13 protein-coding genes and 1 tRNA gene are annotated in these 20,916 nt (G+C 37.9%); 9 read left to right on the top strand and 5 right to left on the bottom strand.

Annotated elements, in window-relative coordinates; translation table 11 throughout:
• The first annotated feature begins 35 nt into the window (after window positions 1–35).
• The 6 genes from BGC7_RS03315 to BGC7_RS03340 all read left to right on the top strand — a co-directional run bounded on the left by BGC7_RS03315 (window position 36) and on the right by BGC7_RS03340 (window position 9,212).
• Window positions 36–1,967 carry a glycoside hydrolase family 127 protein gene (locus tag BGC7_RS03315; RefSeq protein WP_050700150.1) on the top strand — a complete coding sequence of 644 codons (1,932 nt, stop codon included), beginning with the start codon at window positions 36–38 and terminating at the stop codon, window positions 1,965–1,967.
• A gap of 7 nt (window positions 1,968–1,974) precedes the next feature.
• Window positions 1,975–3,531, top strand: coding sequence for a glycoside hydrolase family 28 protein (locus BGC7_RS03320; RefSeq protein WP_242034392.1), 1,557 nt, complete (start codon window positions 1,975–1,977; stop codon window positions 3,529–3,531).
• 4 nt (window positions 3,532–3,535) lie between these two features.
• Window positions 3,536–5,899, top strand: a complete 2,364-nt coding sequence (locus tag BGC7_RS03325) for a heparinase II/III domain-containing protein (RefSeq protein ID WP_050700151.1) — start codon at window positions 3,536–3,538, stop codon at window positions 5,897–5,899.
• 19 nt (window positions 5,900–5,918) lie between these two features.
• Window positions 5,919–7,586, top strand: coding sequence for a glycoside hydrolase family 43 protein (locus BGC7_RS03330; protein ID WP_050700152.1), 1,668 nt, complete (start codon window positions 5,919–5,921; stop codon window positions 7,584–7,586).
• Window positions 7,587–7,624: 38 nt separating this feature from the next.
• Complete coding sequence (locus BGC7_RS03335; RefSeq protein ID WP_050700153.1) at window positions 7,625–8,851, top strand: glycoside hydrolase family 88 protein; 1,227 nt, start codon at window positions 7,625–7,627, stop codon at window positions 8,849–8,851.
• A gap of 285 nt (window positions 8,852–9,136) precedes the next feature.
• A tRNA-His gene (locus BGC7_RS03340) sits at window positions 9,137–9,212 on the top strand.
• A 121-nt stretch (window positions 9,213–9,333) separates the two neighbouring features.
• On the opposite strand, the gene BGC7_RS03345 is transcribed toward BGC7_RS03340, so the two are convergent.
• On the bottom strand, window positions 9,334–10,185 hold the full coding sequence (locus tag BGC7_RS03345; RefSeq protein WP_050700154.1) for a hypothetical protein: 852 nt from the start codon (window positions 10,183–10,185) through the stop codon (window positions 9,334–9,336).
• A gap of 182 nt (window positions 10,186–10,367) precedes the next feature.
• On the opposite strand from BGC7_RS03345, the gene prmA reads away from it, so the two are divergent.
• Window positions 10,368–11,207 (top strand): 50S ribosomal protein L11 methyltransferase, encoded by an 840-nt coding sequence (gene prmA / locus BGC7_RS03350; protein WP_050700155.1) that lies wholly within the window; start codon window positions 10,368–10,370, stop codon window positions 11,205–11,207.
• A gap of 296 nt (window positions 11,208–11,503) precedes the next feature.
• Here the strand turns inward: prmA and BGC7_RS03355 are convergent, their stop codons facing one another.
• Complete coding sequence (locus tag BGC7_RS03355) at window positions 11,504–12,880, bottom strand: C1 family peptidase (RefSeq protein ID WP_050700237.1); 1,377 nt, start codon at window positions 12,878–12,880, stop codon at window positions 11,504–11,506.
• 162 nt (window positions 12,881–13,042) lie between these two features.
• Between BGC7_RS03355 and BGC7_RS03360 the strand changes: the two genes are divergently transcribed.
• Window positions 13,043–14,260 (top strand): MFS transporter, encoded by a 1,218-nt coding sequence (locus tag BGC7_RS03360; protein WP_050700156.1) that lies wholly within the window; start codon window positions 13,043–13,045, stop codon window positions 14,258–14,260.
• 27 nt (window positions 14,261–14,287) lie between these two features.
• Here BGC7_RS03360 and BGC7_RS03365 read toward each other — a convergent pair whose 3' ends face one another.
• The 3 genes from BGC7_RS03365 to BGC7_RS03375 form a co-directional block, all read right to left on the bottom strand.
• Window positions 14,288–15,187 (bottom strand): PfkB family carbohydrate kinase, encoded by a 900-nt coding sequence (locus BGC7_RS03365; RefSeq protein WP_050700157.1) that lies wholly within the window; start codon window positions 15,185–15,187, stop codon window positions 14,288–14,290.
• 180 nt (window positions 15,188–15,367) lie between these two features.
• Window positions 15,368–17,788 (bottom strand): alpha/beta hydrolase family protein, encoded by a 2,421-nt coding sequence (locus BGC7_RS03370; protein WP_050700158.1) that lies wholly within the window; start codon window positions 17,786–17,788, stop codon window positions 15,368–15,370.
• 122 nt (window positions 17,789–17,910) lie between these two features.
• Window positions 17,911–20,004, bottom strand: coding sequence for a M3 family metallopeptidase (locus BGC7_RS03375; protein WP_050700159.1), 2,094 nt, complete (start codon window positions 20,002–20,004; stop codon window positions 17,911–17,913).
• Between the two features lie 315 nt (window positions 20,005–20,319).
• On the opposite strand from BGC7_RS03375, the gene ruvA reads away from it, so the two are divergent.
• Window positions 20,320–20,901, top strand: a complete 582-nt coding sequence (gene ruvA, locus BGC7_RS03380; protein WP_050700160.1) for a Holliday junction branch migration protein RuvA — start codon at window positions 20,320–20,322, stop codon at window positions 20,899–20,901.
• Window positions 20,902–20,916 lie beyond the last annotated feature (15 nt).

Here is a 20,916-nt window from a genome sequence, read left to right on the forward strand (position 1 = left end):
GTCTGCAAATTGAAATAACTTATACTTAATAACATATGAAAAAAATACTCTTTACACTATCATTATTTTTAGCCTCAAATATATTGTCGGCTCAATCTGTTTATCCGGGTCAACACGGAACAAAAATTTCAAAAGAAATAAAAGGCGAAATCAAAGCATATAGTTTCGACATGCAAGATGTAAAACTATTAGATTCCCGATTCAAAGAAAATATGGAACGCGAATCGAAATGGATACTTTCTCTCGGAGTAGATCGCCTGTTACATAGTTTTCGTAATACTTCAGGAACATATGCCGGCCGCGAAGGAGGATATATGACTGTGAAAAAACTCGGAGGTTGGGAATCTTTAGACTGTGAACTACGGGGACATACAACAGGGCACATTATGTCGGGCTTGGCTTATCTGTATGCTACAACAGGCGATGACGTGTATAAAGTAAAAGCAGATAGCCTTGTACAAGGCTTGGCTGATGTACAAAACACTCTTATGCAAATGGGACAAAAAGGCTATATCAGCGCTTATTCAGAGAACCTTATAAATCGTAATATAGAAGGTAAAAGTGTATGGGCACCTTGGTACACACTGCACAAAATTTATGCAGGGCTGATTGATCAATATTTGTATTGTAACAACCAACAAGCATTGGATATTGTAAGTAAAGCTGCATCATGGGCATATCAGAAGCTGTCTCCACTGACCGAAGAGCAAAGAACTCTGATGTTACGCAACGAGTTTGGAGGAGTCAACGAAGCCTTTTATAATCTATATGCAATAACAGGTAATGAAGAGCATAAATTCCTTGCTGAATATTTCTATCATGCTGCCGTAATAGACGCATTGGCCCAAAAGAAGGATGAATTTTATTTCAAACATGCCAATACATTTATTCCAAAAGTAATAGGCGAGGCCCGCAACTACGAATTAAATAACAGTGAACGGTCTAAAGATATAGCTCATTATTTCTGGAACACGGTAGTAGATCATCAATCTTACTGTACAGGAGGCAATAGCCACAAAGAAAAGTTTATTCAGTCTGATAGTATATCAAAAAACCTTACCGGTTATACGCAAGAAACCTGCAACACGAACAATATGCTCAAACTCACTCGTCACCTTTTCTGCTGGGATGCCAATCCTAAATATGCCGACTATTATGAGCGGGCACTATACAACCATATTTTAGGACAGCAAGATCCCCAATCGGGTATGGTAGCATACTTTCTGCCCATGCTACCCGGAGCACATAAAGTATATAGCACACCCGAAAACTCATTTTGGTGTTGTGTAGGAACAGGCTTCGAGAATCATGCAAAATATGGGGAAGCAATCTACTACAACGATGGAAAAGGAGTCTACGTTAATCTGTTTATTCCTTCTGAGTTGACTTGGAAAGAGCGGGGAATAAGTATAAAACAAGAAACACAATTTCCAAATGATGAGAATGTATTATTCACCATTTCAACTGATAAGACAACTCGCATGCCTATATATCTGCGCTATCCGTATTGGGCTTCGAAAGTTGAGGTAAAAGTCAATGGGAAGAAAGTTAACATAAAACAAACTCCATCGAGCTATATCACCTTAGATAGAACATGGAAAAATGGAGACAAAATAGAGGTTCGCTACCCAATGAATCTGCATATTGCCGAAACTAATGACAATCCGGATATGGCAGCTATCATGTATGGACCTTTGGTGTTAGCAGGAATGATGGGTACAGATGGTATGAAATCGCCTGCTCCATTTTCAGATCCTACATTATACAACGATTACTATACTTACGACTATCATGTTCCTGCAAATATGCAAACATCGTTGCAAGTAGACAGAGACAATCTCTCCAAATCAATAGTAAAGGTAGATGGAAATAAGCTTGTTTTTAAATCTGTAAAAGATAATATCAGTTTAGAACCAATACACAATGTACATCATCAGCGCTATGTAGTATATTGGAATATAAAATAAAAGAAAAATGACGAAAAGTTTCACAATATATATAGTTATGCTTTCTCTTCTTGCTCCCGCACTCTGTTGGAGCAGAGGGGTAGATAGTTTTAATATACTGGACTTTGGTGCTACAAATGATACAACCATTGTTCACACCAAAGCTATTAATAAAGCGATCAATACTTGCCATGAGAATGGAGGAGGCAGAGTTATTATTCCATCAGGAAAATTCAAATCAGGAACAATCCTGCTAAAAAGTAACGTAGAGTTATTTTTAGAAAATGGAGCTCGTCTGATAGCCAGCGATAATAATGATGATTTCGTGATCATGCCCCAAGCCAATTATCGTTCGTTAAAAGATGCCGGAGGATGGGTTGCTCTCATTTTTGCACAAGAAGCCGAAAACATAAGCATTACAGGTAAAGGCACTATAGATGGGCGAGGCAAAAAACGAAGAGGGCTGATAAAAGAATTTGGAGGCGACCTTGATGGCAGGCCACGCAATATACTTTTCATTTCGTGCAAGAAAGTGAATATTTCAGGTATCAGCATGTATAATTCTGCTATGTGGAACCAACATTACCTCAATTGTGAAGATGTCACTGTCAGCAACATATATGTCTTCAATCATGCCAACGGCAACAACGATGGTATCGACATAGACGGCTGTCGCCGGTTTATACTTACCAATAGTATAATAGACTCCGATGACGATGGCATAGTGCTCAAAAGCACAGGTACAGCTCCATGTGAAGATATTATTATCAATAATTGTATTGTAAGCAGCTATGCCAATGCAATTAAATGTGGAACCGAATCGACAGGAGGGTATAAGAATATTCTAATTTCCGATTGTATAATAAAGCCCAGCCAAAATAAAGGCGATCGCATAATAAAATCTACACCTTCCGGTATAACAGCTATCTCGCTCGAAGTGGTAGATGGCGGAATTATGGATGGAGTAACTATTAACAACATATTAATCGAAGGTACAGAATGTCCGCTATACGTGAGGCTTGCCAACAGAGGGCGCAAGCATTTAGCAGAAGCTCCTACCCCACTCATAGGTAAGATGAAGAATATACAGATAAGTAACATAACAGCCTACAATACTGGCAACTTTTGTTCTTCAATAACAGGTATACCTCAAGCTAAGATTCAGAATATTTATTTGAGCAACATTCATTTTATCAACAAAGGCGGATTACAGCAAGGGAATTTTCGTCAAATGGATGAATCTGCAAAAACTCGCCACGATATGGCTAAAGATCTGCAATTAGAAAAGTATATAGAATCATTCAAATACGTGACGGAAGATGAAAAAGGCTACCCTCAGCCTACGGTTTGGGCTAACCTGCCAAGCTATGGGCTTTTTATACGCAATGTAGAAAATATAGAGGTTAGCAATGCTTCATTCTCTTCCGAAAAGGAAGAACCACGTACTTCTATAATTGCTGTCAATGTCGGCAATCTGAGTTTAAATCAGATATCCGTTAAGAAACCATCTGAAGCAGATGTTATCCTCAGCAAAGTAGATCAGTTTGATATAGATAAAAAGTTAAAAATTAAAATAGAAGAATAATACCATGGACAGAATACTAAAAAGAAGATTTATAGCCATAGTGCTTCTGGGCTGTTGTTTGTTACCATCGCTATATGCAAAAGAATATATAAAGAAAGTAAAGCAACATCCATATCTGTATTATGCTAACGAACAGATAGAAAAAACAAAAGAAAAAATAAAGAAAGATCAACAAGCCCATGCGGCCTGGTCAGATATGCTTAAAAAAGCAGACGAAGTAGTACAATCCGGCAAGGGAGGAGATATGGAAGCGCTAAGTCTTGTATATCGGATGACCGGAGAAAGGAAATATGGAGAACAAGCCAAACGAATTTTGCAAGATCTATTAAAACGAAATGCGTGGGAGCAATTAGACGACCGGACTCCCAGATGGAATTCGGCACTGGGTACAGCCCACAACAGCGGATTGTCGGCCAATGTATTCGATGCTATCTATGATATACTTAGTCCACAAGAGCGAAAAGAAATGGCCAATCGTATTGTCGAACTGGGAATAAAACCATCGCTCGACGATTGGACTTCTACCGATAAGCGCCTGCATACAATCAATTCGATGGGGCACAACTGGTGGAGTTCATTGGTATTCAAAGCAGGTATAGCATCTCTGGCCGTTATGACAGAAATACCTGAAGCAAAAGGATGGGCAGAAGATATGCTCGAAGCCGCAGATGAGTGGTTTGCCTTTAATGGAAGTATATTGGAAAATAAACCCTCTAATTTTGATCCTGATGGCGGTTTTTATGAAAGTCTGGGCTATGCCAATTTTGGTGTCGGAGAGTATTTGCTTTTCAGATTGGCATGGACTAATGCTGTAGGTGCTATCCAATGCAGCTACGACGGATTATTACAAAATACCATGGATTGGTTTATTCAGATGTCTTATCCTAACAACGGACAATTAATGTCGATGAATTTCGGAGATGGTAGCATTACCAGCAATGGGGAACGACCGATTAAACTAATGATGGCATTAGGGTTCAATAATAAGAATTACGAATGGTATCTGACGCAGACAACTAAAGGAAAGATAAGAGAGGACTTCTCTGTCGACACACCTTTAGGGCTGGTATATAGCCCTATCATATCAAAATCGACTATCTATCCCAACCTGCCTCTATCGGCTATATATAGTAATATGGGATGGGCATCAATGCGGTCGTCATGGAGTGACAATGCAACCTTATTTGGAATCAAGTCCGGCTATACATGGAATCATGCTCATGCCGATGCCGGTTCATTCATCTTATTCCATAACGGAAAAAATCTCTTGATAGATGGAGGTAACGTAAACTACGGAAACCCATATTACAGCAGTTATTCGGTACGAAGCGAAGCTCATAATGTGGTGTTGTTTAATGGTAAAGCCCAAGAGCCACAAGACCAATATCATGCAGTAAAAACTCCCGGACACTTGTATCATTTAATGGATGCCGGAAATCTAAAATACATACTGGCCGATGCCACAGGCCCTACATCTCGCTATTTCTTACGTAATTATCGTAATGTACTCTGGGTCGGCAACGTAATTCTTATTATTGATGACTTGAAAGCATACGAACCCGGTAAATTCGAATGGTTGCTACACACATCGTCAGAGGCTCAGAAAAAAGGTATTGATATGGAAGTAACAGATGGAGATGCTTCGGTATTGGTACGTCCACTATTCCCTGAAACTCTTCCGAATGGTTATCCTCACGATTTTCCTGAAAAGATGAGGATTGAAGAGCGTACCGGAGTGAAAGATCATGATCCTAAAACGATGGTAACTTATTATTCTATTTTCCCGAACGAATCATCTCGCCAAACCAAGTTCATTACAGCTATCATCTTATTGGACGAAAAGAACAAACCGATTGAAGGTGCAGGTTGGAAGGGAATGTCGAGTGCCAAAGAGATGCGTCATGGGCTACCTAAAATAGAAAGACTGCAAGGAAATGATATGATCGGTGTACGTGTAACTGAAAAAGGGCAAGTAACAGATGTATATCTTAATCTCCTTGCCGATGGGAGAGTTATGCACCGCAATAGCCACAATGTTATTGATGGATGGGAAACCGATTCGTATATATTGTCTTTTACTTATAAAGAAGGAGAAAGCAGTTCGAAATTCAATAATTGTTTCGTTGCTAACGGAAGCTATGTTCGTAAGCCCGATAATACTGTTATCAGTAGCTTGTCGAAAGTATTCATGAATCTCGAAACTAACAATGGTGTAGCCAACGTTATTCTTCAGGGGCAACCAATTGTAAAACTTCATTTACTACCTCAGAATAAAGCATCGAAACTTGTTGTAAATGGAAAGCAAACATCTTATGAAAAAGGTAAGTATGGTGAAATGATTATCCGCTATAACGAACAACCGAAATAATTATAAACTGTCTTTTTGAATGAAAAAAACAATTTTAATATTCAGTTTATTCGTCTCTTGCTTTCTCCATGCTCAGAGTCCTTATCATTCTGACGTCTGGGCAGCGGATCAAGGGAATGGGACTTATAAGAATCCTGTTCTATATACCGATTACTCCGATCCTGATGTAATTCGTGTAGGCGACGACTATTTTATGACAGCATCAAGTTTTAATTGTGTACCCGGACTTCCTATTCTACACTCAAGAGACTTGGTTAACTGGCGAATTGTCAATTACGCCCTCACCGATCTGAAACTGGATGGCATTCCCGATGGCTTTTTCGATAAGGCACAGCATGGCAAGGGTGTGTGGGCTCCTTGTATTCGCTATCATAATGGCGAGTATATGATCTATTGGGGCGATCCCGATTTCGGTATCTATGTTGTAAAAACCAAAGATATACTTGGCAAATGGGATAAACCGATACTGGTTTTGCCGGGCAAAGGAAGAATTGATCCGAGCCCATTGTTTGACGACGATGGTAAAACATATCTGGTTCATGCATGGGCAGGAAGCCGTGCTAATCTGAATAGTGTAATGACTCTTTGCGAATTAAACGCAGATGGAACACAGGTTATCAGCGAAGAATCTTTAATCTATGATGGATTAGACGATGGTAATCATACAACCGAAGGCGGTAAGTTTTACAAGAAAGATGGCTACTATTACTTGCTGGCTCCTGCCGGAGGTGTAGTTACGGGATGGCAGATTGCTTTACGGTCGGAGAACATTTATGGCCCATACCAAGAGATGAAAGTATTGGCTCAAGGAAGTACAAATATCAATGGCCCACATCAAGGTGGTCTTGTTCAGACACAGACCGGAGAGTGGTGGTTCCTTCATTTTCAAGACAAAGGAGTTTATGGTCGCATTATTCACCTGCAACCTGTAACATGGAAGGATGGTTGGCCTGTGATGGGCATTAATGATAAAAACTATTGCGGAGAACCCGTTTCGAATTACAAAAAACCAAATGTGGGTAAGACATACCCGATTGAAACGCCTGTCGAAAGCGATGAGTTTAATTCTGCTAAGCTAGGGCTCCAATGGTCGTGGCATGCCAACCCTCAGCAACTATGGGGATATGCTTCATCAATGGGATATTATAGAATGTACGGACAGTATTACCCCGAAGACTTCGTCAATTTTTGGAATATACCAAATCTATTGATGCAGAAACTACCGGCTCCTGAATTTACCGCTACAATGAAAACTACAGCTGTATTGCAAAATGAAGGAGACAAAGCCGGACTGATTATGATGGGTTGGGATTACTCATACATCGCATTAATGAAAACTGCAAACGGTTATGAACTGGAGCAAATATTCTGTATCGATGCGGAAGAAAAAACTCCTGAAAAAGAATTGGGAAGAGTCGTCTTAAACGGACTAAAAATTGAAACGAAATATAATTATCAGACTAAATTGGAATATGTTGATTTCTATTTCAGAATGAAAGTAGAAGATGGAGGTTTATGCACTTTTTCGTATAGCACCGATGGAAAAAAATATCAAAACATAGGAAAATCTTTTCAGGCAAAACAGGGAAAATGGATTGGAGCTAAAACAGGTATGTTTATTCTCAATAAAACGAAAAACACGCAGCGATCGTGGATAGATGTAGATTGGTTTAGAATTGAAAAATAAAAATATATAAAAAAGAAATAATCTAAAAATATTATATTATGAAACTTGTAAAACGACTAATGGTTTTGCCGTTAGCTATCCTCTTGTTGTCTTCATGCAAAGAAAAAAAAGATAATTTATTAGATGTAGACAAAGAATTATCTTATTGCGAGACTCAGATTCACAAGAGTATAGCTGATATTTCGGGAAAGAATATGATGCCTCGCAATATAATGGATAGTCTCAATCATTGGAAGCTTGTTCCTATCGAAATCAGTGAGTGGACAGTCGGATTTTGGCCGGGTACTCTTTGGTATAATTACGAAAACACAAAGAATACAGATGATCTTGAAACTGCAACGCATTATACAGATCTACTAAAGCCATTAACTACTTTGTCTGCCTACGATCATGATTTAGGCTTTCAGATATTTTGCAGCTATGGCAACGGTTATCGTTTGACTGGCAGAGAAGATTACAAGCAAATAATATTAAATGCCGCCGATACATTAGCAACGCTTTTCAATCCTAAAGTGGGAACTATTCTTTCTTGGCCACGAGAAGTAGATAATGGACGTTTTGCTCCTTTTAATACCATTATGGATAATATGATAAATCTGGAAATGCTTTATTGGGCTGCAAAGAATGGAGGAAACAAGAAGCTATATGATATAGCAACCAAACATGCAGAAACCACAATGAATCATCATTTTCGCGAAGATGGAGGATGCTATCATGTTGCACTATATAATCCGGAAACAGGAGATTTTATAAAAGGCGTTACACATCAGGGATATGCAGATCGTAGTTTGTGGGCTCGTGGACAGGCATGGGCTATTTATGGTTATACTTTTGTTTATCGCGAAACTCAGGATAAAAGATTCCTGCGTTTTGCAGAGAAAGTAACTGATTTATATCTGTCCAGATTACCCAAAGGTGAATATATTCCATTTTGGGATTTTGATGATCCTGCAATACCAAACGCCCCAAGAGATGCTTCGGCAGCAGCTGTAGTGGCTTCGGCTCTATTAGAATTATCTCAGTTAGAGGATAATACAGATAAAGCAAAAGAATATAAAGAGGCTGCAACTAATATGTTGATAGAATTATCATCAGACAAATACCAAAGTCGTGAAACTAAGCCATCTCTCCTACTCCACTCTACAGGACATTGGCCTAACGGATCGGAAATTGATGCTTCGATCAACTATGCAGATTATTATTACATCGAAGCATTAACCAGATATAAGAAAATGCTTAATGGGAAAAGTGTTATTGGGTATTGAGCGAGATGTAAAAGATAATGTATTTTTATATTAAGAATCAAATATAGACTTTTATTATACTAACTATTTGTAAATCGATTGATTAATAGGCTCTCTCAATTATTACTACATTATCTATAACTAACCTTGAGAGCATATATAAATAAAAAAATATCGGACAGAAACAGATAGAATATTGATTGTCTTAATATTGGCTTCAACAAAGGTAAAGAGATTGATTTTTTTCGGCAATAACCCTTGTTATTATAATAAAAATACATATATTTGCACCGCAATTGCAAACACGGTGATCGTAGCTCAGTTGGTTAGAGCGTCGGATTGTGGTTCCGAAGGTCGCGGGTTCGAGCCCCGTCTTTCACCCGGTTGAGAAGAAGTTATCATTTTTTTTGATAGCTTCTTTTTTTTATATAAATATATCACAAAATAAAAAAGCCGCTCTTTTTCAGAGTGGCTTTTCTTTATTTGTTTTAAGATACTATTTATTAGAATATCTTATATGATAGCTGGAAGTTCATCATAGGCCACCACTTCAATATATTTGTATAAGTATCTATATCTTCAAAATTCTCAGAAGCCTCTTTTACAACATCCACAGTTTTCCCATTTTGCTTAAGAGAGTATTTACCTTGATAGATAACACCTAGTTCAAATTTGAAACTAACTCGCTTGTTAGCAATCGCACGTCCTAGTCCCAATCCAAAATAAGGTTTGATAACCTTTCCTAATTGAAGCTCTGCGTCCAGATTAGCATCATTCAATGTTAGTCGATGTCCATCAAAATCAATATTAGGCCATTCAGTTACTCCAGCCTTCAGTTCAGCCGGATTTCCGTCCATATCGGCAAGAAACCCCTCAGCCTTTAATTTATTAGTACCAACAAATACTCCGGCTGTAAGATGAAATATGCCTTTAGTAGGATGAAAATCTACCAAGACATTCCCATTTGTGAAATTGACTTTACCTTTCATTTTATAATCCGGGATATATCCAAAAGCCTTCTCAAAACTTCCGTTCGAATCATCTTCCAGTCCAATACTCCAAGAAGAACTTGGCTTGAGGTTAAAATAATCTATACCCGCACGTAGTTTAAAGTAATCGTTGATAGGGGTTGCAACCTGAAGTCCTCCTCCCATAGTAGAAGCTCTAAAGGCAATACTTAAATGAGAAAGAAAACCATTATCAGATTGTTTTTTCTCTGCTAAAACAACTGTTGTTTCAGTTTGTTCTTCGAGCAATACAGTTTGAGGTTCTGTCACTTGCTCGTTTGTCTGAGGCTCTTGTGCAAATAAGGTTAAGGCACAAAAAACAGCAAGATTTAAGAATAATAGTCTCATAATAAAAGTGTTAAATTTGGAAATTGTTTAGTTTATTTATATATCGCGCGGCGAAGATACAATAAAAGTTAATATCTGACAACAAAAGACAAAGACAAGTATTCCTTTTATTAAAATGATTTATCTACAATTTCATATAGGGCTTTTACAAATAGAAAGTGTACTTTTGCAAGAAAAAAAGCATGAATTATATTGAAGTAAAATTTATTTGTACCCCAAACAATGAAATAGTTAACAGTATTCTATCTGTTACTATTGCCGAAATGGGATTTGAAAGTTTTGTTGAAGACACAGATGGAACCACTGCATACATACAAAGTAACTTATTCGACAAAGTGAAACTTGATGAATTGTTGCAAGAATTTCCGATAGAAGCAAACATCAATTATACCTTCAAGTCAATAGAAGATAAGAACTGGAACGAAGAGTGGGAAAAGAACTACTTCCAGCCCTTGGTTATAGAGGATAGGTGCATCATACAAAGCACATTCCATAAAGCGCCTGCCAACTACGAATACAATATCTTCATAGATCCTAAAATGGCTTTTGGAACAGGACATCATCAGACTACCGAGTTGATGATAAGAGAGATTCTGAAAGAAAACTTCGAGGGGAAATCCGTTCTCGATATGGGTACAGGTACGGCAATATTGGCTATACTAGCCTCGATGCGAGGTGCTGACCCTATCACAGCTATCGACATTGACAAATGGGCATATGATAATGCGATAGAGAACTTAAGATTGAATAACATAGACAATATAGATGTAGAAATCGGCGGAGCAGATTTGTTAGGAGGCGAAACTTTCGATGTTATACTGGCAAACATCAACCGCAATATTCTTTTAAATGATATAGTAACATACAGCTCTGTGCTTAATCGTGATGGTTCGCTTTACATGAGTGGATTCTATGAAGAAGATATACCTGTGATAGCAGAAGAATGTAATAAGCACAACTTAAGATTCTGTCACAACACAATAAAGGACAACTGGACTGCTGTAAAATTCATTAAGGACTAAAAGACATAAGAGGAGGCTTCTGAATGAAACCTCCTCTTATGTGTGAGTTAAATTAGGTATTAGGCTTTAAGGTAAATAAAGATTGTTTGGTTATCGATACAAAGGAACGACAATTACAAAGCCTCTCCAAATTTAAAAACATATTATAAAACATATTTTTTATAAATTTCATTAACTAAACACGGCCTTTTAACTTATTATATCCATAAAAATTAACATTTCCATATCCAGCTAACGCCTCAATTTATATACATCAAACCTAATTTACATTTAGTAAGCAGAGAAAGGCTAATAAATCAATTCATATAATCCCACATTGGCAATTGAACAGGCTTCTGAGAAAGACAATCTATAGCCTTCTTTTCTAAATATTTCTTGTGCACCACTAAGCGAAACATATATTCACTGAACCAATCATCGGTAAACGTAAGATAACCTTTATTACCGGAAGAAGCGCCCCAACTATTTTCAAACTCCCACTTCACAGGTTTATCATTATCGTCTGTATCGCATCCGATAAGCGTCATCGCATGACTGGAACCACTCTGACGGGTTAAGATTCTCGCTTTTTTATCCATAGATAAGTTTACACCTAACAAGGATTGATAATCGTACATAGAAGGATCCAAGATTCCTGATTCACGGTTTAGTTGTTTCCCTACGTCACAAGACGCATACATGGCTTCATTATTCTTAATGGAGGCCAAAGCAGCTTTCTTTATATCTTCGTTTGGCAAATTAAGATAAAGCCAGTTGATACCCTCAATAGTATTTTTATAGTTCTGAATCTCATATAATTTGTAATATTCTCTTGTCGGGTCATTCATCACCATTATATAATTGTCAGGAGAATAATCGGCAGGGGTTATTTCTTTATAGAATTTCACAGGAGTATAATTCTTTAGTTCTTTAATGTCCCCATTCTTATCCTTATAGCGCCATGTAAATTCAACAGGAGGCTCTCCTAAGCAAAGAGCGAGAATACGATAAACATCTTTCAGTATAGTATTTTTTGCTGCTTTCATATCTTTTGCACTCTTTCCGTTTGCTTGCTCTCTCAGGCTATATGCACCTGCACGCAAGCATTCATTCACGAGTCCGACCATCTGACGAGTATTGTTAGAATGAGCAGTTTCGGGCATCACACTTTGAGGAACTACTCCATATTTTTCGCCGACATTATAATACAGATTCCACACCCCTCCATCTCCTACAGGAGATTTAAAAAGATATTCGACAGTTCTGTCGTCCATAGTACTTTTGCTTGTTGCAATTATATTTTCTAAAAACAAATTGGACTTTTCGAATATATCCCAGAAATATAAGTAGTTATGTGAAAAATCGAATTCACTCAGATTATATTTTGTCATTATCGACGGACGAATGACATTCATTGAAGTAAACATCCAGCAACGGCCTGAACTTTTCTGATCAGTTATACCTTTTACATTTACTCTATATTTGAAATAATGATCAATTTTGCCTTGCAACTCGTGGTTTAGTGCATTAGCCGTAATGTTAGCATTTGTGGTAAGAATATTTTGAATAGCCTTAGTAGAAGCATCTTCTTTAAAGCCGGACTGAATTTCCTTCAGGTCTTTATCTGTAATACTCTGTGCTGACAAAAAGGCAAAAGAACATAGTAGCATACCTGTAAATAGTACTTTTTTCATAAATATATATTTTGATTGTTTCAATGTGTCTTTACAAAAGTAAAAAATAAATAGGAATAAGCCGGCACCAAACAATATCTTTTCTATCAATTATTTATCTTTCATGCGGTTTATTATACATGAAAATATTTACCTTTGCGCGACCAAAAACAAAAATATAGGATGTCTGAAATAAAATCTTCTACATATAATAAACAAAGAATACGTTATGCAGTAATGAGCCTGTTCATAGCCCAAGGTTTATGCTTTGCAAGCTGGGCTAGCCGATTGCCGGACATAAAAAAGGACTTCAGCGTGGAAAGTTATCTGCACTACGGCTTGCTAATGTTTTTGTTACCTGTGGGTAAATTTGCAGCCATCCCTCTGGTTGGTTTTCTTCTACCCCGTATAGGGAGTAAGAAAACTGTACTGATAAGTATATTAGGTTATGCCTTATCGTTAATAATGGTTAGCATCGTTCCCGGAATTACCGGACTGGGAATAACCTTATTTCTTTTTGGCACATTTTGGAATATGACAGATATATCGCTCAACACGCAAGCCATAGAAGTGGAAAGAATATACGGAAAACCAATTATCGCATCATTCCATGCCAGCTGGAGCCTATCGGCATGTATAGGAGCTCTTATAGGATATGCTATGATAAATATAAATGTAGACACCTTACAGCATTTTTCACTGATTTCGCTCTTATCTATTATAATTATATTATTTAATTACAAATATCTGCAAGAGCCAACTGTTGAGAAAGAGAAAACTGAGAAGATCATTATAGAAGAAACTCCAGTTAAAAAGAAACGGTTTCATTTACCTGAAACCCTACTAATACAATTGGGCCTGATTTGGCTGCTGGCACTCATTGTAGAAAATACAATGTTTGAGTGGAGCGACGTATATTTTCAGTCCGTGATTAAAGCTCCTGAATCATTGCAAGTAGGCTTTCTTGTTTTTATGATAATGATGTTTTCGGGACGTATGCTGGCTAACTATGCTTATTCTAAATGGTCGAAGAGAACAGTATTACAAATAGCAGGTACTCTTATACTGGCAGGATTTGTTATTTCATCAATGTTTATCGGGTATTCAGATACACTGATCACCAAAGTGATAATAAACTCTGTCGGTTTCATGATGATAGGTCTGGGAATATCTTGCGTAGTGCCCACCCTATATAGTATTGTTGGCGAAAAAGCAAAAACTCCGGCAGGAACGGCTCTTACCATTATGTCGAGTATAAGCTTTGTAGGCCCACTTACTGCACCATTGCTGGTGGGAGCGATATCTCACAAATACGGATTAGAATGGGCTTACTTGACTATAGGACTTTTTGGAGCATGTATCGTACTGATCGTTTCTATTAGCAAAACACTTAAAAGATAAACCGAACAATATTATTTATTCTACTTGTCAGATAACAGGCAATATCTTTTCGGCAGTCTTTATTCTGTTCTCCACATCCTGCTTAGTCCCGCAAAAAGGACCCGAAGCCTCTATTTTTATTGTAGCCATAGCAGCAGCAAACTTTCCTGCATCTTCTATTCCCGCACCTTTGGCTCGCCTATATAAATAGCCTGTGACGTATGTGTCGCCACACCCTGTTGCATCTACAATCTCTTTGGGCTTATATGCAGGTATTTTATAAAAGTCTTTTCCGTCGTATATGACCGAGCCCAAACTGCCGAGTGTAACAAGTACTTCCTTTACACCCCAATCGTATAACTGTTGTGCAGCCTGTTTCACATCCGACATACCGGTGAGAACTTCCATTTCCAGTTCATTCACCTTCAAAATGTCAATATACTTAAGCGTCTCCAGTTTATTGTTCCAGTCTATAGGATATACATTTTGCTCTCTTACTTCGCGAAGATAGCCTTGCGAATCGACAGCAATAAGTCCTTTCTTCGAAAGATATTTCAATATATCTAAAGGAAAATCATCGGCAAGCAAAGCTCCGAGTAAATATATTTTTGCATCTGTTTCTTTTAATGCTTGTACAGTAAAAGGATCGGCTTTCGCCAAAACACGCTGTGTGCGGTTGTCTTGATTTTCACCATATATGTTTTCAAAATAGACAGAATGACGACTTGGTACTACTTCCACATCCACACCTTTTGCCCGCAGATCGTCAGTAACAGACATTTCTGAAACAGCAAGAGAGGCTATAAGTTTGTAATCTATATCATCGAAATGACGAATTGCATGTGAAAAATAAAAGGCTGTTCCTCCGGGCATGTGCACTGTCGATTTAGGTGTTACCACCTTGTCTAAAGTAACATGTCCTATGCAGCAAAGATCGTGTAAATGCATTATTATATTTTTTGAAATGCAAAAGTAGTAAAAATGATACGATGTTACAGTCTATTGTCATCAAAGAATAAACAGACTTTAATAAAAGAGACTGATGAAAAGAAGAAAGGTAACAAAAACGACCTGTACAAAATATTGTAGTACCGCTTGTTACCCTATTATTTCTTAGACAAGAATATTCTAGTTTTTATTCTTTACATATTTTTCGAGCCATTGATCTTGTTCCCACAACACATGGAACACAGACTCTTTTGCTGCATATCCATGACTTTCTTTAGGAAGTAACACCAAACGGGCAGGCGCTCCAAAACCTTTCAGAGCATTGAAGTAGCGCTCGCTTTGCATAGTATATGTCCCGGAGTTGTTGTCATCACTGCCATGTATAAGAAGTAAAGGCAACTTCATTTTATCGGCATGCATAAAAGGAGACATTGTATTGTACACATCCGGCACCTCCCAATAGTTGCGTTCTTCTGCCTGAAAGCCAAAAGGTGTAAGCGTGCGGTTGTATGCACCGCTACGAGCTATACCTGCCGCAAACAAATCGGAGTGACTAAGTAAATTTGCTGTCATAAATGCACCATACGAATGCCCTCCTACCGCAACACGTGCCCGATCTATGTAACCCATAGAGTCAACCGCATCTATTGCTGCTTTAGCGTTAGCCACCAACTGTTCGAGGAAAGTATCGTTGGGTTCGATTGTCCCCTCTCCTACTATAGGAAAGGCTGCTTTGTCGAGAATGGCATATCCCCGAGTAACCCAATAGATAGGAGACAGATAAGATGGATATATAAATTCGTTCGGATTTGTAGTATTTTGTCCTGCACTATTTTTATCCTTATATTCGGTAGGATATGCCCACATCACCATTGGCAATTTTTCCTTCTTTTGCATATCGTATCCTGCGGGCAAATAAAGAGTTCCGGAAAGCTCTACTCCATCGGCGCGTTTATATTTAATCACCTCTTTGTGAATGTTAGCGATACTCTTAAACGGACTGTCGAAATGAGTAATAGCTAACGGTGCAATCCGTTTTTTTATATTCAGTATGTAATAGTTCGGAAATTCTGTCGGAGACTGCAAGCGAATGAGATATTCTCCTTTTTTCACATCAGTAACCGATACTATATCCAACTTCTTATCTGTATAACCAGATTGATAAAGTCTCTTTGTCATTTTAGTAGCCAGATCAAGCTCATCTACGAACGGAAATTGTCCTTTCTCGGTATATCCTTTTCCAACCAAATACACTTTCGATCCATCAATATTCAGTACCGACCGCCCAAATTCATTTCTCTTCGTATCAAATGATCCCGGATCACTATACACATCCTGATAGTTTCGATCCGACAAAATCGACGGTTGTTGAGAGGCATCGGACGGGTTGAACAGGTATGTTTTTGTATTTCTTGTATTCCACCATTTATCAAACAAGAGTGCAGTTGTAGCATTGCCCCATGTAATACCGGCATATCGGTTTATTGTTTTAGCAATACTTATTGGAACTCCTGTAAACGGAGCAGCTACCTGAAAAACTTCGTCGCGATGCGTCACTTTTGTTTCGGGGTCGCCTCCGTCAAGAGCTTCTACCCAGTACAATGTAGCAGGGTGATCGGCACGCCACGAAATACCACGTTTACCTTTATAAGTAGCCATAAAGCCTTTGGGTAAAACCTCGGTCAGCGGTCTCTTGTTAAATTCACAAACAAGATTTCCTTCTTTATCATAAATTGTAGTAGCAAAAGGAAAACGATCGAGAGGAACTATATAAGAATACGGCCTGTGTATGGTTTGTATTATTACATAATTGCCATCAGGCGAAAAGTATTCACCTGCATATATATCTTTTCCTTTCCACAACGTTTTGTTTCCTGCCAAGTCTACTTTATATAGTTGGGAAGTAACTAGAGTTTCGAAATTAGCCTCGTCTGTCGCATTTTGAAGCAAATCCTGATATGTACGATTTTGAGCCTTCGAACCCGATTCGCTAACCGAAACCGTAGGGCCTGTAGGAATTGCGTCGGCAGATTCAATAAGTTCGGGCTTATCTTCAGGCAGCACCCTTACCAATAGAGAATTACTATCCCTGAACCATGTATACGGATTATCCAGATTAGCATTTATATTATCATCAGTCAAACGTGTGGCTACTCCTGTCTCAAAATCAAAGAACCATAATTCAACTCCTTTTTTTGTAGTATTTGTAAAAGCTATCTTAGTTTCATCGGGAGACCATATTATATTACTCAAACGGGCATCTTGAGGTAAACCCTGTACCTGCACGGCATCGGCATCCATTATACCTTTATACTTAAGATTGTTTATATAAGGTGTTGTACTTGAGATATTCGTTTTAGGATCTATTCTTAAACCAGCCAAGCGCATCTCTCTCTCCGACAAGTCCAACAATGTTCGGTAAGTATTTCTATACTGCAACAGCATTTTTGTATTCTTACTGTCTATTCTTATTTGCGGAGCCCGTTCGAAATCCGCTAATTCGAGAATTTCGTTAGGTGGAGTCTGATACACTAAGTCTTCCTGACAGAAAACAGGAGTAATTATACTCAAGATAAACAACAGAGTTAAAATTCTTTTCATAATCAGTTTTTTATTTCAGCCATAAAAATAAGTATTTTATATTATATCACACGCCTTTTGTTAAAAAAACAAAAGGCTGTGAAAATATCCACAGCCTTCTTTTTTAATATAATAAGTAAAACTTATTTCTTTATTCCATTTCTTTTCAGTAGTGCATCTACTGTAGGCTCCTGTCCTCTAAATTTGATATAAAGACTCATCGGCTCCTCAGTGTTTCCTTTTTCCAGAATATTTTTACGGAACGATTCTGCTGTCTCTTTGTTGAAAATACCAGTCTCTTTGAACAGGGCGAATGCATCGGCATCGAGCACCTCAGCCCATTTATATCCATAATATCCGGCAGCATAACCTCCCGAAAATATGTGCCCGAAAGATGTAGACATAGCTGAGCCTTCGATAACCGGAAGCATGGCTGTTTTGTCCATAGCCTTACGTTCGAAAGAGATGACATCTCCATTATATGCTTCGGTCAGGCTATGCCATGCCATATCCAGATAACCGAAAGAAAGTTGACGATAGCATAAATATCCGGCGTTATAGTTAGCTGCATCTACAAGTTTATGAACCAGTCCGGCAGGAATTTTCTCTCCTGTCTTGTAATGAACGGCAAATTTATCCAGATATTCTTTTTCAGTGAGCCAGTTTTCCATTATCTGAGAAGGAAGTTCTACAAAATCATGCAATACGTTCGTTCCCGACAAAGACTCGTATGTACATTTAGTAAGCATACCATGAAGGGCATGACCAAACTCGTGCAAGAAGGTCTCCACTTCATCGAATGTAAGTAAAGCCGGCTCTGTATCCGTAGGGCGTGTAAAATTCATCACTATTACAATATGAGGACGAGAATCTTTACCCTTTTCTATGTACTGCCCTTTAAACTCGCTCATCCATGCACCCTGACGTTTTCCTTCGCGTGGATGAAAGTCTGTATACAGTACAGCCAGGAAATTTCCTTTTTCGTCTAAAACATCGAAAGCTTCTACTTCGGGATGATAAACCGATATTTTAGTATTTTTCTTAAATGTAATGCCATACAGATCTGTAGCAAGACCAAATACACCTTTCTTTACATTTTCCAGTTCGAAATATGGACGTACCATTTCATCGCTCACACTGTATTTAGCATCTTTTAGTTTTTCTGAATAATAAGACCAGTCCCAAGGCATAAGATCAATATCTTTCTTTTCCATGCCAACAGCAAATCCCTCTACCATTTTCACATCCTGACGGGCAGCAATGGCATAAGCATCGAACAAGTTGTCGAGAAGACTATAAACATGCTCTTTATCTTTAGCCATTTTGTTACGCAACACATATGTTGCATAATCTTTATACCCCAGCAGATTCGCTATTTCCATACGGGTTTTAGCTATTTGCCTTACGTTTTCCTGATTATCGAATTCACCTCCAGCAGCACATTGTGTTGTATAGGCTCTATATAATTTTTCACGCAAATCGCGATTTGACGAATATTTCATGAAAGCAATATAGCTTGGAGCCGAAAGGTCGAACAACCAACCTTCTTTATCTTTCGATTTAGCCTTAGCCGCTGCTGCATCTTTAGCCATTTGAGGCAATCCTTCAATATCTGATTCGTTTGTCAGCAACATCTCAAATTTATTGTTTTCTTTCAAAGCATTCTGACCAAAAGCAAGAGTAAGTTGGCTTAACTTAGCCGACAAGTCTTTGTAAGTGTCTCTGTCTTTTCCAACCAAAGTAGCTCCGCTGTTTTCAAAACCCTGATAAGTTTTTTCTACTAAACGGATTTGTTCAGGACTAAGACCCGATTCGAATCTTTTATCATATACAGCTTTCACTTTCTGAAAAAGCCCTTCATTTAATGTTATTTCATTAGAATGAGCCGACAATTTTGGTTGCACTCTGCGTGCAATATCCAGCATTTCATCGTTACTCTCCGAGCTCAATAAATTGAAGAACACAGAAGTAACTCTCGATAGTAATTTTCCCGATTCTTCGAGAGGCACAATAGTGTTCTCGAAGGTAGGTACAGAACGAACTACCACTATACCATTTACTTCTTTTTGGTGTTCCTTTATACCTTTATCGATCGCCGGTTCGTAATGTTCATTCTTTATCTTGTCGAAAGGCGGAGTTCCGTAAGGCGTTTTATACTCCGAAAAGAACGGGTTCTGAGCTGTAATTGTAGTCATCGTAATTATTGATAATAAAATAGGGAGAAATACTTTTCTCATATTTATTGCATTATTAAGTGAAAAAATCTATTAATATATTCGTTTTCGATTATTTCAGTTTATTTCTTCGACCAAAAGGAAAGCATACAATTTTATCCTGCTGCAATCTACATTACTTACTGTTTTTAGCTGTATTTCCCTCTGTTTATTTATATAGAAGAAGCCAAAGTTATAAAAACTAATTCAAAAACTTTATCTTTGCCCATCAATAAAAGATATGTGAATATTAAAGAGCTTGCAAATATTTACACAGCACAATATACTTTTTTTCTTTTTTTTTCGTTATTTATTAACTTTGGTAATTAGAATACAATTATGATTGATTATATAAAAGGAGAAATCACAGAGTTGACTCCTACGTCTACAACAATAGAGGCATATGGCATAGGCTATTTTATAAATATATCTTTAAACACTTACAGCAACCTGTCGGGTAAAAAGAACACACAATTATTTGTATACGAGGCAATACGCGAAGACGCTCATGTATTGTTCGGTTTTTCCGATAAGCAAGAACGTGAAATGTTTTTACTTCTTATCAGTGTATCAGGTATTGGAGCCGGAACCGCCCGCATGATGTTATCATCACTAAATACGACAGAGTTAGCCAATGTGATAGCCTCAGGAAATGTCGATATGCTAAAAACAGTGAAAGGTATCGGGATGAAAACCGCACAACGTGTAATTGTAGATCTGAAAGATAAAATTAAAGTAAGCAATATAGAGCACATAGACACACTCGCTGCTTCTAGTCCGTCGGCAGAAGAAGCTGTAGCTGCTTTGGTTATGTTAGGATTTCCTCAACAGGCCTCTCAAAAAGCTGTGGGAAGAATTCTGAAAGACAAACCGGACAGCACAGTAGAGCAGATAATAAAATCGGCACTGAAGATATTATAATCGGACTTTTTTACA

Origin of the sequence: Dysgonomonas sp. BGC7, from assembly GCF_001261735.1 — a bacterium.
Taxonomy (GTDB): domain Bacteria; phylum Bacteroidota; class Bacteroidia; order Bacteroidales; family Dysgonomonadaceae; genus Dysgonomonas.

Coding starts and splice junctions, on each gene's coding strand:
- BGC7_RS03345 (WP_050700154.1), bottom strand. CDS start 10,185: ATGAGACTATTATTCTTAAATCTTGCTGTTTTTTGTGCCTTAACCTTA.
- prmA (WP_050700155.1), top strand. CDS start 10,368: ATGAATTATATTGAAGTAAAATTTATTTGTACCCCAAACAATGAAATA.
- BGC7_RS03360 (WP_050700156.1), top strand. CDS start 13,043: ATGTCTGAAATAAAATCTTCTACATATAATAAACAAAGAATACGTTAT.
- BGC7_RS03355 (WP_050700237.1), bottom strand. CDS start 12,880: ATGAAAAAAGTACTATTTACAGGTATGCTACTATGTTCTTTTGCCTTT.
- BGC7_RS03365 (WP_050700157.1), bottom strand. CDS start 15,187: ATGCATTTACACGATCTTTGCTGCATAGGACATGTTACTTTAGACAAG.
- BGC7_RS03320 (WP_242034392.1), top strand. CDS start 1,975: ATGACGAAAAGTTTCACAATATATATAGTTATGCTTTCTCTTCTTGCT.
- BGC7_RS03325 (WP_050700151.1), top strand. CDS start 3,536: ATGGACAGAATACTAAAAAGAAGATTTATAGCCATAGTGCTTCTGGGC.
- BGC7_RS03335 (WP_050700153.1), top strand. CDS start 7,625: ATGAAACTTGTAAAACGACTAATGGTTTTGCCGTTAGCTATCCTCTTG.
- BGC7_RS03330 (WP_050700152.1), top strand. CDS start 5,919: ATGAAAAAAACAATTTTAATATTCAGTTTATTCGTCTCTTGCTTTCTC.
- BGC7_RS03315 (WP_050700150.1), top strand. CDS start 36: ATGAAAAAAATACTCTTTACACTATCATTATTTTTAGCCTCAAATATA.
- ruvA (WP_050700160.1), top strand. CDS start 20,320: ATGATTGATTATATAAAAGGAGAAATCACAGAGTTGACTCCTACGTCT.
- BGC7_RS03370 (WP_050700158.1), bottom strand. CDS start 17,788: ATGAAAAGAATTTTAACTCTGTTGTTTATCTTGAGTATAATTACTCCT.
- BGC7_RS03375 (WP_050700159.1), bottom strand. CDS start 20,004: ATGAGAAAAGTATTTCTCCCTATTTTATTATCAATAATTACGATGACT.